This window comes from Pseudarthrobacter defluvii, assembly GCF_030816725.1.
Taxonomy (GTDB): Bacteria; Actinomycetota; Actinomycetes; order Actinomycetales; family Micrococcaceae; genus Arthrobacter; species Arthrobacter defluvii_A.
The window spans coordinates 228,224-241,519 of record NZ_JAUSYG010000001.1; the positions used below are offsets into that span (position 1 = coordinate 228,224).

7 protein-coding genes and 1 pseudogene are annotated in these 13,296 nt (G+C 66.8%); 4 read left to right on the forward strand and 4 right to left on the reverse strand.

From position 1 onward, the window contains the following. Window positions 1-155: 155 nt before the first annotated feature. Window positions 156-3,668, reverse strand: coding sequence for a discoidin domain-containing protein (locus QF031_RS00970; protein WP_307422866.1), 3,513 nt, complete (start codon window positions 3,666-3,668; stop codon window positions 156-158). A gap of 417 nt (window positions 3,669-4,085) precedes the next feature. On the opposite strand from QF031_RS00970, the gene QF031_RS00975 reads away from it, so the two are divergent. Beyond that, window positions 4,086-5,378, forward strand: coding sequence for an ammonium transporter (locus QF031_RS00975; protein ID WP_307422868.1), 1,293 nt, complete (start codon window positions 4,086-4,088; stop codon window positions 5,376-5,378). Between the two features lie 164 nt (window positions 5,379-5,542). Here QF031_RS00975 and QF031_RS00980 read toward each other — a convergent pair whose 3' ends face one another. Together QF031_RS00980 and QF031_RS00985 are read right to left on the reverse strand one after the other, a co-directional pair. Beyond that, the gene (locus QF031_RS00980) at window positions 5,543-6,586 is read right to left on the reverse strand and encodes a glycoside hydrolase (RefSeq protein WP_307422871.1); all 1,044 of its coding nucleotides are present in this window, start codon (window positions 6,584-6,586) and stop codon (window positions 5,543-5,545) included. Between the two features lie 63 nt (window positions 6,587-6,649). Further along, a complete protein-coding gene (locus tag QF031_RS00985) occupies window positions 6,650-10,123 on the reverse strand; it encodes a DEAD/DEAH box helicase (protein ID WP_307422874.1) in 3,474 nt (1,157 codons plus the stop codon). A gap of 297 nt (window positions 10,124-10,420) precedes the next feature. Between QF031_RS00985 and QF031_RS00990 the strand changes: the two genes are divergently transcribed. The 3 genes from QF031_RS00990 to QF031_RS01000 all read left to right on the forward strand — a co-directional run bounded on the left by QF031_RS00990 (window position 10,421) and on the right by QF031_RS01000 (window position 12,693). Next, window positions 10,421-11,134, forward strand: a complete 714-nt coding sequence (locus QF031_RS00990; RefSeq protein ID WP_307422876.1) for a protein tyrosine phosphatase — start codon at window positions 10,421-10,423, stop codon at window positions 11,132-11,134. 169 nt (window positions 11,135-11,303) lie between these two features. Beyond that, window positions 11,304-11,882 carry an RNA polymerase sigma factor gene (locus tag QF031_RS00995; protein ID WP_307422879.1) on the forward strand — a complete coding sequence of 193 codons (579 nt, stop codon included), beginning with the start codon at window positions 11,304-11,306 and terminating at the stop codon, window positions 11,880-11,882. Beyond that, on the forward strand, window positions 11,875-12,693 hold the full coding sequence (locus QF031_RS01000) for a hypothetical protein (protein ID WP_307422882.1): 819 nt from the start codon (window positions 11,875-11,877) through the stop codon (window positions 12,691-12,693). The genes QF031_RS00995 and QF031_RS01000 overlap by 8 nt, the downstream gene beginning before the upstream one ends. Before the next feature lie 14 nt (window positions 12,694-12,707). Here QF031_RS01000 and QF031_RS01005 read toward each other — a convergent pair. Beyond that, window positions 12,708-13,278 (reverse strand): annotated as a pseudogene (locus QF031_RS01005) (COG4315 family predicted lipoprotein). Window positions 13,279-13,296 lie beyond the last annotated feature (18 nt).

Consider the following 13,296-nt stretch of genomic DNA (forward strand, 5'->3'; position numbering starts at 1 on the left):
GGTCTTCACTGCCGTGCCATGCCCGTGCCGGGCCGCGGCAGGTTTCCACAGCATAGCGCGGAGGCAAAAGTGGAAGAGGCCGTTGGAGCCGCCAGTTGCCTGGCGGCTCCAACGGCCTCCCCCCGCCGTTTCCCTGTTCGGGGAAGAACGCGGTGCTAATTCGAGACGAAGTAGCTCACGCACTTCCCCTGGTTGTTGAACACTGGCGATGCACTCATCTTCCACCCATCGCTCTTGCACGCGTCCTTGCCCGTGGACACGGACACGCGGTAGACCTTCGTGGTGCCATCAGGCGCAGTCACGGTGATTACCGCCGTCGGGCTTTCTGCCGTTGCCTGCTGGACCGACACCTTCGCGTTCGTGTCCAGCGGGTAGCCGACGACGGCGGGAGTCGCCGATGTCGACAACACGCGGTAGTCGGTGGTCGCCGAGGTGAAACCGGGGACGGAGAACTGGTCTACGAGAAGCCTGCCGAGATCGGCGAGGCCTGCATCGGCCAGGCGGGAGCCTGAAATGGCCATCTCCGCGACCTTGGTGTACGAACCCGTGGTCACGAACGAAACCCTGATCCCGCGGGCCGTCACCGGGTCAAAGCGAACGGTGGTGGGGGAAGCCGTCGAGAGTCCAGTGATGGTTCCCGCGGACGTGTCCTTCCATGCGCCGGAGCCATCCTGGTACTGGACCTTTAGGCTCTGGGCGGCCTTCTCAGCGGAGGTCACTGTCACGGAGTCCACCGTGTAGTCGCGGCTGAAGGTGTAGCTCAGGCTGTCGCCGCTGCGGCCGCCGCTCACCCAATTGGACCAGCGGGTGGAGGTGTTGCCGTCGCAGGTGTTTTTCGCGACGTAAGAGCCCTCGGTGTAGCTGGCCGTAGCAGCGGTGCCGGGATCGTCCATGCAGATATTCGTGGTTGGGACCCGGTCCACCACCACAACGGTGAGCGTCGCGTCCACCGTGCCGGCTTTGCCCCTGACCGTCACCGAACCCACAGCCTGCAGAGCGGAAGCATCAACCGAAGCCCAGTCCCACACCACGGAAATCGGGTTGCGCGCAGGACCGTCGCCGATCTGCCCGGGAACAGTAGCCGGTGCAGCAGCTTTGACCGAGTCCAGCGTGGCACCAACACCTACCGTGACCGACGCCGGGTCGGTTGCCAGGTACTGGCCGACGGTCACGGTCAGCATGGCGTCATCAAAGGCCTGTCCGTAGGGATCCACCCCCGAACCCCGCAGCGTCACTTTCCCTTCCTTCTGCCACACAGCGGGGTCAACAGAAGACCACGTGACGGCGAGCGGCTTGGCCGGACCTGCCTTGTACAGAGGGGTGACAGTGCTGGGCAGGGTCGGTGCGATGCCAGTCAGCGTGCTGAGCGCGACGGGCGAAACTCCGAGGAGCTTAAGATCCGCGATGTCCGTGAAACCCCACGCCTGGTGAGGGCTGGCCGAAGCCGTGGCCGTGGTGCCTGTGGACGATGCCAAGGCCACAGCAGTCCCGGCCGCAGTCTGGTTGCCCGAAACCTGCAGGGCAATCGCTGCGCCCCCGTTTACCAAAGACCACTGCTTGCCGTTCTCCGTAGTCACTATCCACTGTGCAGAAGGATCAGCCTTGGCCTGCTCAGCGGTAAGGGAGGCAAGCGAAGCAGTGCCGGCCTGGCTCCCGTTAAGCACGCCTCCGTTGCCAGTGAGCACCCGTCCGTCCGACGTGGAAACAACCCACCGGCGATCATTCGCAGACTCGCCCCCGCTGTTCACGGCGGTGAACGTCCACATCTGTGGAGCCACACCAGCAGCATCCGTACCCAATTCCTCAATCGAGGCAGAGCCATTCGTGCGCGCCGTCAGGAACTTGCCGCTCGCCTCACCACTGAGGTGGTACTTGTGGCCGTCACGCACAGGGGCGGCGTCGTCAGAAACCCCACTGACGCCGTCGACGACGAACGTCACCACGGACGCGGCGGGAACCTCAAGCGTCGCTGACTTAGCTGCGGTGTCGATGCCAACCGGTGCACCTTTGACCAGGGCGTTCCGTTCGATGTCGTCCAGCGGTGACTTGGTGGTGACCACCGGGGTGACGGTGGCGCCGCGAGCGATGCTGCCGAAACGGCTCAGGTCAATGGTGACCTTTTCCGGCGTCGGGGTGTCATTGAAGTGGACCAGGGTGGCACCGTTGCCGTCGGCGCGGAGGGCGCTGGCGGTCTTGGCGTTGTCATTCCCGATGAGGAAGTCGCCGGGACGTATGTAATGCGTGAAGTTCCGGGTGGTGTTGTACTTCTGGTTGGTCAGGACTTTGCACTTTGCTGCGTCCAGCGCAGCGCCGTCATTGAGCCGTCTGTTCGAGTAGCCCTCTCTGCCGGCGTAGTTGCAGTCGAAGTCGACATAGATGGAGCCCCAGCCTTTGTCCGCCTTCTCCTGTTTGTATGTGTCCTCTACGGGTTGCCAGAAGACCCACGCATTGGGGTCGAGTTCGCGCAGGTCGTTGACTATGCGGCCTGCGATGCCCAGGCCGTTGGTGATGTTGGAGCGGTCCCAACCGCTGGTGGAGTCCCCGAGCGCCGGGTTGCCGGTCCAGAAGCCGCCCACCTCGCTCATCCACAGTGGCTTGTCGGTTGCGTTCGCCAGGTCACGGACCCGGCGTCGATCATTGGTGCCGTAAGTGTGGACATTGAGCTGCGAAACGGCATCCTTGGCTTCCTGGCTGTAGCCGTTCCAGTTGGTCATGAACTTGGTGGGATCGGTCTCGTCCATGGCGGAGATGACGGCGTCCGTGCTGCCTTTGGCGAGCTCCCCGGCGAGCAGTTTAGTTACCCGGTCCTGCGCGGCCGGATAGATCAGAGCGCCCTCCTGCTTTTGGGTATACGTGGTTGGCGGCTTGCCCGTGGCGGCGTTGATGTCCGTGCCCCAGTAGCCCGAGTTTGGCTCATTGAACGGATCGATGGTGTCCACCTTGATGCCGCTGCCGGTTTCAAGAAGTTCGACGGCGTGACGCATGTAGGCGGCGAACTTGCTTTCCGCCTCGGGCAACAGGTTTTCACCCTTGCTGGTGTTGACCTGGCCGGACACATAGCCGCTCTTCGTCATGAACCACGGCGGCGAGTTGCTGAAGGCTTCCCAGTGGGTGATCTGCTGGTCCGCGGCGAGGCGTTCAACCCACCAACGCTGGTTCTGGTCAGCGGCGGGGTTGTAAGACGCGGGGTCGTCCGGGTTCCAAGCCTTGAGGAACGCGAGCTTATTGGCTTGGGTCTTGTCGACACTTCCGTCCGGATTGTAAAGGTTCGACGCCGGCTGGTCTGGGGCCGCGTCTGTGACCGGCTTCCACCATCCCTCCACCGCGCTGCCGTCGTTGAGGTAGTTGGCCACGTCCGACGCGTTGCCGCCGCCCACGTTGTAGCGGGCGATGTTGAGGTTGAGTCCGTCTTCGCCGAAGACCTTCTGGTACAGCTCCTCGCGCAGTTCGGGTGAGTAGCCCGCCGTCGCGTTTGCAAACCAGACCAGACTGGTTCCCCAACCTTCGAAGGCTTCGCCGCGGCTTGCCGGGTTGGGGGTGATGGTCACCGGCGTGGCTTCGGCCGCCGTCACCGGCCCGGACAGCAGCAGAGCCAGGCCTGCTGCTGCCGTGGCCGCGGCCGCCAGCGCGGCCACCGGCCTTAGTGTTCGTCGGTAAGAGAACGTCATCGTTGTACCTCACAGTCTCGGGTGCGTTTCCGGCGCCGGCGCCCGCCCCGGAAGCTGGGGTATCGGGAAGCGGCGGCACAGCGAGACTATGGGCGGGAAGGAGCCGCAACAAGGCACTCGAACACGCTCGCTCGTGATCGAACAAAGCTGCTCTCAGGCGACGCTGGGCCCGAAGCTGTGGCAGGAGGCCGCGCAGAGGCCAGCCGCAATCCGTGGGGCAGCTGGGGCTGGCGGGCGGATGACTGAAACCACCATTTAACACGCCGGAAACCCAACCCAAAACGACCGCCATACTCTGATAGCAGACGCCAACAGCCAACCCCCGCTGAACGTGGTTCCTGATCCCGCGTCCCTTCCGGCGGAGCGGCCCTAACGGCAAGTTACCGTCCTGTCTTCGCATCTCGAAAGGGGTTTCCCATGGATTCGGGAAATGTCGCTTGGACTTTGGCCAGCTCGGCGCTGGTATGCATGATGATCCCCGCCCTGGCCTTGTTTTACGGGGGCATGGTGGGGTCGCGCCGCATTCTGAACATGATGATGATGTGCTTCGGCGGTGCCAGCCTGGTGGCCGTCCTCTGGGCACTCTTCGGGTACTCGATGGCCTTCGGCAACTCCGTGGGCGGACTGGGGCTGACCGGTGACGTTACCGAGTTCCCGGGCATGGGGCAGCTGCTGGCCAAGGATGATTCCGCGTCCATCCCGGTCATCCTGTTTGCCGTGTTCCAGCTGTTCTTCGCCTGCGTCACCACCGCACTGGTTGCCGGGGCTGCTGCCGGGCGCATGAAATTCGGCGCCTGGATGCTGTTCGCCGGCATCTGGGCCACGGTGGTCTACTTCCCCATCGCGCACTGGGTGTTCGCTTTTAACTCCGCGGACGGAAGCACCGTTGGCGGCTGGATCGCCAACGGCATCAAGGCCATCGACTTCGCCGGTGGAACCGCGGTCCACATGAATGCCGGTGCCGCCGCACTGGCATTGGCCCTGGTACTGGGCAAAAGCTCCGGCTGGCCCAAGGTGGAACACGCCAAGCCCCACAGCCGGCCGTTGGTGCTGCTGGGCGCCGGCCTGCTGTGGGTGGGCTGGTTTGGCTTCAATGCCGGTTCCGCCCTCGCCGCCGGCCAGTCCGCGGCGGTGGTCTTCCTGAACACAGCAGTAGCCGCGTCCGCGGGCCTGCTCGCCTGGGCCCTCGTGGAACGGGCCCGCCACGGCGCAGCCACCAGCATGGGCGCCGCATCCGGCCTGATCTCCGCGCTGGTGGCCATCACCCCGGCCTGTGGTGCGGTCAGCCCGCTGGGCGCCGTGGCCATCGGTGCGCTTGCCGGGGCCGTCTGCTCGCTGGCCATCGAACTGAAGTTCCGGCTGGGCTTCGACGACTCCCTGGACGTCGTGGGCGTCCACCTGGTGGGCGGCATCCTGGGGACTCTGCTGATCGGCCTCTTCGCCACGGACAAGGCCCCGAACGGTGTCAGCGGCCTGTTCTACGGCGGCGGGTTCGCGTTGCTGGGCGTCCAGGCGATCGCAACCGTCAGCGTTCTGGCCTACTCCTTCGGGGCCACCTGGGTCCTGGCGAAGATCCTGGACAAAGCCATGGGCGGCCTCCGCATCAAACCTGAAGACGAACTGCGCGGCATCGACCTCGCAGCGCACTCCGAGCTGGCCTACCTGACGGACGAGGATCCGGTGCAGCTGGGCGCGCCGCAGCGGGTCTAGCGAAAACTGCCGGGCGCCCGCCTGCTGGGGGCGGCGCCCGGTACGCGTGTCCCGCGTGGCGGGACACGCGTCCCAGCGCACGAGTCAGGGCCAAACCTTGGACCGGTGCCGGCAGCTGCCGGCTTATAGTTCCAGGGTTTGGCCCTTCGTCGCGCCCTGGGTAGCTAATGCTCGACGCACACCAGGTTTCCGTCGCGTACCTCCAGTACCGCCGCCCGGACATGGCTGAGCCGGATGCGCGGGTCCGCCGCCATCGTGTCGATGTCCTCACCGCCCCAGTAAGGGTGCGTGAAGTACACCAACAGCGCACGTTGCCCGCCGCCGTCGGACGTTTCACCGGGCGGCCCGTCCAAGAGGGGCACCACGTCCGCATGGCGTCCGACGACGGCCCTTCCGTCCACAGTCTCCGGCGCCGTGAGGATCAGGCCGCCAAGGTGCTCCTGCCGGACCCAGTTGCCGGCCGCGTCCGCGGAGCGGTAGATGGCCTGGCCGCGCCACTCGTCCACGGTCATCCAGTAGCTGCCGCCGAGCCGGAAGACCTTGGGTCCTTCATGGGGCCTGCCCGGAATCGTCAGCCCCTCCAGCTTCCACGACGACGGATCGTCCGGGCAGTCGCTGACCGCGCTGTAGGTGTTGGAACCGCGGGCCTCGTCCTTGTACCAAAGCCGGTACCGGCCGTCCCCGCACCTGCCGACGGCGGCGTCGATCACGCGGGGCGAGTCCAGTCCGATCCTGCCGAGGTACTCCCACTTCTCCAGGTCGTGGCTGGCGAACTGGACGATTTCCGCCTGTCCGGTCCAGTCGGTCCGGCGGCCCCCAAGGACGGTCAGGTACATGATCCAGCGGTCGCCAATGCGTACGACGTCGGGCGCCCACAGGGTTGCCGGCAGTTCCGTTCCCGGCGGGACGAGTCCCTCCACGGTGCCCTGGTAGCGCCAGGTGGCGCCGGCGTCGGAGGACCGGGCGACGCCGATGCCGGTTCCGTGCACCCATTCCACCCCCGTCAGTCCCGGCGCGGTGGCGCGGCGCTGGGTGTAGAAGAGGACCCACTCGCCCTTGAGGTGGTCGGCGACGAGGATCGGGTCCGTGGGGCCGTCCCAGACGGGGTCGCGGTATGGAACCCGGAATGCACCGGGGCGCAGGGGCGGCGTTGGTGCGGCTTCTGTCGTTTCAGTAGATTGCTGCTGGGACGTCTTCTGCTGTGCCACGCCTTCTCCAACGTTGTACTTTTGTGTTGGCAACCAGCATAGGCGCCGAACGCCCGGCGCGCCCTACTCCTTGAACAGCCCGGCCAGGTCCTCGGCCGTGATGGCTCCGCCGGACAGTGCGTCGCCCTCCATGACGTCCGCGAACAGCTGCGACTTCCGCGTCTTCAGCGCCATGACCTTTTCCTCGATGGTGTCCTTGGCCACCAGCCGGTACACCATCACGTTCCGTGCCTGGCCGATCCGGTGCGTGCGGTCCACGGCCTGCGCCTCGGAGGCCGGGTTCCACCAGGGATCGAGCAGGAAGACGTAGTCGGCCTCGGTGAGGTTGAGCCCAAAACCACCGGCCTTCAGCGAAATCAGGAACACGGGGGCGCTGCCGTTCTTGAACTCGCTGACCACGTCGGCACGGTTCCGGGTGCTGCCGTCGAGGTAGCAGTACTCGATCTCCTCCTCGTCCAGCCGCTCCCGGACCTTCCCCAGGAACCCGGTGAACTGGCTGAAGATCAGCGCGCGGTGACCCTCGGCCACCAGGTCCTCCAGCTGTTCGAACAATACGTCGAGCTTGCTGGAGCGGACGGCGGACAGCGCAGGGTCCACCAGCGACACGTCCAGGCTGAGCTGCCGGAGCAGGGTCAGCGACTGGAAGATGGTGAACCGGTTCTTGTTGACGTCCTCGATCAGGCCCAGGATCTTTTGCCGCTCACGCTGCAGGTGCGTCTGGTACACCTTCTGGTGCCGCGGATTCAGCACCACCTCAAGGATCTGCTCCTGCTTGGGCGGCAGGTCCTTGATCACCTGGTCCTTGGTGCGCCGCATCATCAGGGGCCGGACGCGGCGCCGAAGCTTCTCCAGCTGCCCCTTGTCGCCGTTCTTCTCCACCGGCTTCTGGTAGTACTCGGCAAAGCGCTTGGGGCTGGCGAACAGGCCCGGCGCCACGATGGACGTCAAAGCCCAGAACTCCATGAGGTTGTTCTCCAGCGGGGTGCCAGTGATGACCAGCTTGAACGCCGCCGGCAGCTTGCGCGCGCACTGGTAGGCCTTGGACTGGTGGTTCTTCACGAACTGCGCCTCATCCAGCACCAGCCCGGCCCAGGTCCGGGAGGCGTAGGCCTCGTAGTCGATGCGGAACAGGGCGTAGGAGGTGATGACGACGTCAGCCCCGCCAAGTGAGTCCGCCACGTCCTGGCCGCTCTTGGCGAAGGTCTCGCCGACCGTGCGCACCGTGAGGCCAGGGGCAAAGCGCGCGGCTTCGGCGGCCCAGTTGCCCACCACGCTGGTGGGCGCCACCACCAGGAAGGGCGCGACGGCGGCGGGCTCGCCTGCAGCGCCGGCGGCAGCCCCGGCGTCGGCCTGGTCTCCGGACGAAAGGGCGAGGTCCTTCGCGGCGCACATCAATGCCAGCGCCTGGACGGTCTTGCCCAGGCCCATGTCGTCGGCCAGGACGCCGCCCAGCCCGTGCTTGTACAGGAAGCTGAGCCAGTTGAAGCCCTCCAGCTGGTACGGGCGCAATTCGGCATTGAGGGAGGACGGCAGCGGCAAGCCGTCCACTCTGCCTTCCAGGAGCCCGCCCACCGCGGACCGCCAGGCCGCGGCCTGTTCGTCCACGATGCCCAGCTGCGCCAGCTCATCCCACAGCCCCGCCTGGAACCGGCTGATCTGCAGCGGTGCGTCCTTGTTGTCCTGCAGCGACCTGGCTTCCTCGATCAGCGCCCGCAGCTGGTGCAGCTCCGGCAGGTCCAAAGAGAAGTAGGCGCCGCTGGGCAACAGCATCTTGGTCTGGCCGGCCGCCAGCGCCGAGAACACGGCGGCGAAGGACACGGGCTGGCCTTCGAGCGATATCTGGATGCCCAGGTCGAACCAGTCGCGCTGCTCCGTGGCCTTGGTGGAGATCGACACCACCGGCGCTTCCTCGGCCTCGCGGTAGTCGGCGATATCGCCCACTGTCTCCACGTCCACGTCCGGGGCCTCCCGCAGCCGCGGCAGCACTTCCTCGGTGAAGGCCAGCGTGTCCAGGCCCGTGAGTTCGGCGGAGGCCGCCAGCCGGGGAGTGCCCCAGCCGCCCGTGGCGGATTCGCCCAGCGCGGGCACCACGTCCCACGGCTGGCCGATGCCTTCCAGGATGCGGGACTCCGCCGTGTCATCGCGGTAGCCCTGGTCGCCCGGGTGCCGCCACAGGGGCTGCGCGGTGACCAGCTTGCCGGTCTTGTAGTGCCATTCCCAGTGCAGCCGCACCCGGTGGTCCGCCCCGTAACTGGCCAGCAGCGACAGGGTGGGGACCGCCAGTTCGGGCAGCTCCACCGACTCGTCCCGCGCCGTGACCCGGGCCGTCTGCTTCAGTTTCGGGTAGAAGCCCGTGAGGAACCGGGATTCGTCCCTGGCCGGAATGTGCAGGGTGCTTGCGGCGGTGACGAACGCCAGCAGCTCCTCGCTCAGGCCGTTCTCCAGCGGCGCCAGCGTGATGGTTCCGTTGGGGTCGGGGACGCCGGGAAGGGCGGCCTCGCCGGAGGTGAAGAACAGGCCGTGCGCGGGGCGGCCGATGGTGCCCACGGATGACGGATCAACCTCAGCCCCCTCAACGGTGATGGTGGGCGAAAGCTCCAGCCCGCCGTCGGACTCCCCGTCCCTTGCCTTTGCGCCGGGATCCGCCGCGGAAGGTTCGGCCACCTGTGTGCCGTACCGGCTCAGGGAAAGCCCGACGGCGGCAGGGGCCTCCGCGAGCCGGACCGGCTCGGTGCCGCGCGAGTGGACCAGGGCGAGCCCCATCTTCCTGGCATCGGTCAACAGGCTCCACAGGTTCCTGCCCGCGTAGGAGTTCAGGCTCAGCCACAGGCCCGCGGAGTTGTGCATCCGGCTGGCGGCGGACGAATGGGCGGCCAGGAACTCCTGCAGCCATTCCACGTGCGCCTGGTTCGATTCACGGCGGAAGTTCAGGTAGCTCAGGGTGTTCCAGGAAACGTCACCGCGGATCCACTTGCCCTTGGCGCCCATGATGACGGGCCGGACCTTGAGCTGCCGGACCCCGCGCACCGGGTCCCGACGGCCGGTGTAGGAGAAATGCGGCGGCGGTTCCTCCACCTCGAACTGCAGGGCCAGGGGGACCCCGCCGGTGGAAGCGGTGGCACCGGGCTGGGAGATCAGCGGGCTGAGGGCCTGCTCCCAGTCGGAGAGGGCGGCCGACGGGGCACGGGATACCTGCGTGGAGGTGGACGGCGCCAGCAGCTGCACCCGGATGGACGGGTTGTCCTCGGCGGCGAAGAGCAGGGCAGCCACATGCTTGCAGTCCTTGCGGACCGGGCAGCTGCAAACGCCCACGGTGCAGCTCCAGCCGCCCGCCTTCCGGACCAGCTTGGCCGTGGTGGAGTAAGGAACCTCCGCGCCGCCCCGGACCTTTCCCAGCAACAGCCCCGTACCGCCGTCGAACGATATGCCCGAAACCCTGCTGGCCATGGCATACGCCAACCCGGCCGCCAGGGAGCGGTCATTGATGGCGGGTGTCTGTATCGCCAGGTCCGCACTTTCGTCCGGTTGGGATGGCATGTACGCACTACTTTCGGCAGGTCACGGCGGAGCAGGGTCCGGTGGGTGGCTATCTGATCCATCTTAGTTCGCCTCAGCGCACGTCCTTGCCGCCGGGCGCCGCAGCTCCACGGGTCGCGGGAGCGCTGCGAAACAGCTGGAGCGGAACGGCGAATCCGGAACCCTTCCGGCGATTCGGGCGCAGAAAAAGAAAATCCGTGCCCGCCGTAACCTTTCCGCAGCCGTAGGCGATGTAGTCCGTGATGGGCCCGCCCGGCGGGTCCAGCCCAATGTGTTGTCTAGGTTTTGGAGAAGTAAATGTCTGTGTTCACCGTTCTCGCCACCAGCAAAGTTGCCGCCGGAGTCCTGGCCGCCGGAACCCTGGCAGTAGGAGGAACCGGTGCCGCCGCCGTCTCTGGCGTCCTCCCCGCCCAGGCCCAGCAGGCCGCGCACGAGGTTTTCGGTGCACCCGCCCCCAAGCTTGCAGCGGAAGCAGCTGCTGACGCCCAGGCCACCCCGGCTCCCGCCGCCACCGCCGCAGTGACCGACGCCCTGAAGACCGCAGAAGCCACCGCTGAAGCCACCGGGGAGGCCACCGCCAAGGCTTCCGCTACGGCTGAGGCCTCTGACGAGACGGTCAGCGCAAAAGCAACGGAATCCGCAGAGGCCAACACCGCCGTTGACGCCGCCGGCCCCGCTGCCCTGGGCCTCTGCACCGCCTTCACCCACGGCGGCCTGGACGCTTCCTCCAAGGCGTTCTCCTCGCTGTCCATCGCTGCCCAGGGCGAGGCGAACATCAAGAGCTACTGCGCCGATGTTGTCACCAAGGTTGACGCCGCCGCGAAGGCCGGCACCGAAGCCAAGGGTTCCGTGTCCGTCCAGGCTGAGAAGCCCGAGGTTCCTGCTGTTCCCGCCGTACCGGCCGTCCCGGGCATCGACGGCAAAACCACCGTTCCTGCCGTTCCCGCTGTTCCCGCTGTTCCGGCTGCGGACGGCAACACGGTGCACGTGCCGTCAGTTTCGGCCCGCTAAGGGACATTGGCTAGTCTGGACTGCGGCTTCGGCCGCAGTCCGGGCAGCCGAGCGCGGGTGCGCCACTTTGGCAGAGCGCCCCTGAAAGGCCCGCAAAAAGCAGCCGCATGACCACGGGGACTGGCAGTCCGTACCGGAAACCGGGACAAGGCGTGAGCCGGATCCCGGGATGGAGGAGCCGCTGGTGCTAGACACTTTGGCCCAAGAAGAGATCGATATATTCGACAACGCAGCCGGAACCGATCCGGCCGCGTTGTTTGCTGCTGCCTATCGAACCTTCGCGGGCCCGGTGCAGGGATACCTCAAGGCGCGCGGACTTGATGACCCGGAGGCCGTCACCCAGGACGTCTTTCTCGCCCTATACCCCAGGATCAGCAACCTCACGGGCGGCCTGCAGGGCGCGAAATCCCTGATCTTCTCCATTGCCCACGCCCGCATGGTGGACCACTACCGCCGGCTGGAGCGCAGGCCGCAGATCACACCATACGACCCCCAGCACGACGGCCGGACCACGCCGTCAGCCGAAGACCACGCCGTTGAACTCACCGGCGGAGCCGCGGCCATGCTGGAAGGACTCAGCGAGGAACACCAGGAGGTCCTGGCCCTTAGAGTCGTGGCCGACCTGTCCATCGATCAGGTGGCCGCCATCATGGGCAAGAGCGCCGGAGCCATCAAGCAACTCCAGCGCCGGGCCCTGCAGAACCTCAAGGCACAAACGCTCAAGAGAAACCAGGCGAATCATGAGTGATACCGCAGGATCCCACAACGACGCCGCCGTCGACCAGTTCCTGCTGGAGGCAGGAATGGACGACGACGGCCAGCTCCGCGATACCCTGGTCAACCTGCGTGCCCTCGCAGCAGAGGCCCCGGCACCCTCCGCCGAGATTGCGGCCTTGATGGCAGGCGCAGCCACTGCGGCCACCACGGCCACCACCACCGTGCTTCCGGCCGCCGGCCCTGCTGCTGCTGAAGAAAGTGCTCACGCAGGGGCAGGGCAGCACTGGACGGCCCCAAACAAGGCAGGGACAAAAAGCGCGGGACAGCCGGCCGATGAACTCGCTGCCCGCCGCAGGGCCAAGCGCCGCATCACGTTTACCACTTTGTCGGTGGCCGCGTCGCTCGCGGCCGGCGGCGCTGTCGCCGCCGCATCGGACCAGGGGTTCCGCGAATCCTTCACCCAGCTGAACCACGCCGTCACGTCTTTCGTGACCGGACCCAAGGCGGACCCCGCCGGCCACGGCACCCAGCAGGTGCCCGCGCCCCTGCCCGCGCCTGCCCGGCCGTCGGCAACCAGCAGCCCGGCCGCCGTCCCGGCGGCACCCGCGCACGCTTCGGCACCCGCTGCCGTGCCGCCGTCGAGCACTCCGGCGCGGCCGGGGAACACGCCCAGCCATGGCACGGCCGCGCAGAAGCCGGCGCAGGCCCCCACCGAACCGTCACTGCCCAGCAATGTTCCGGAGGACGTCAGGAAGGGCCTGGAACAAGGCCCCAAGCTGCCCGTTCCCGTGCCCACCGAAATCCCGCTTCCGGGCAAGGCCCAGGACGTTCCGCTGAAGTAGGGGCGAACCGCACTCTAGTAGCCCTGGCCGGCTGCCTTGATCATCGCGCCCGACGGATCCGACAGGTACCACACGCCGCCGACGCCCCTGGCCCAGGGTGTCGCCCGGCTTGGTGTCCTTTGCGAAGTAGTACAGCGGCATGCCGTTCAGCGTCACCTGCTTTTTGCCGTCAGGGGTGCTGATGGTGCCCAGTTTCCCGGTCACGCCCTCTGCCGTTGGCGTACCCGCGGCGGTGGTCAGCGGCGGCCACTGGACGAGGCAGGAGCCGGTGCAGGCGCTGGTGCCGGAGTCCTTGGTGTCCTTGGTGAAGAAGTAGAGGCTCATCCCCTTCGCGTCCACCACAATGCTGCCTGCCGCAGAGGAAGCCGTCTTAAGGTCGACGGCGGAACTTGCCTGCGACGGTGACGCGGAGGTTGCGGAAGGGCTCGAGGAGGATGTTCCGGAAGAGGTGCTGCCCGCTGCGCTGCTTGAGTTCCCTGCTGCCGGGCTGGTGGCTGCCGGGGCTGTACCGCTGCTGCTGCCGCAACCGCTGAGGGTTGCCGCCAAGGCCAGGATGGCAAACCCTGCCCCGAGATGATGTTTCATGGTGCGCTCCTATGCTGT

Excerpts from the sequence above, each read along its gene's own strand:
- QF031_RS00970 (WP_307422866.1), bottom strand. The coding sequence starts at position 3,668 with ATGACGTTCTCTTACCGACGAACACTAAGGCCGGTGGCCGCGCTGGCG.
- QF031_RS00975 (WP_307422868.1), top strand. The coding sequence starts at position 4,086 with ATGGATTCGGGAAATGTCGCTTGGACTTTGGCCAGCTCGGCGCTGGTA.
- QF031_RS00985 (WP_307422874.1), bottom strand. The coding sequence starts at position 10,123 with ATGCCATCCCAACCGGACGAAAGTGCGGACCTGGCGATACAGACACCC.
- QF031_RS00990 (WP_307422876.1), top strand. The coding sequence starts at position 10,421 with ATGTCTGTGTTCACCGTTCTCGCCACCAGCAAAGTTGCCGCCGGAGTC.
- QF031_RS00995 (WP_307422879.1), top strand. The coding sequence starts at position 11,304 with ATGGAGGAGCCGCTGGTGCTAGACACTTTGGCCCAAGAAGAGATCGAT.
- QF031_RS01000 (WP_307422882.1), top strand. The coding sequence starts at position 11,875 with ATGAGTGATACCGCAGGATCCCACAACGACGCCGCCGTCGACCAGTTC.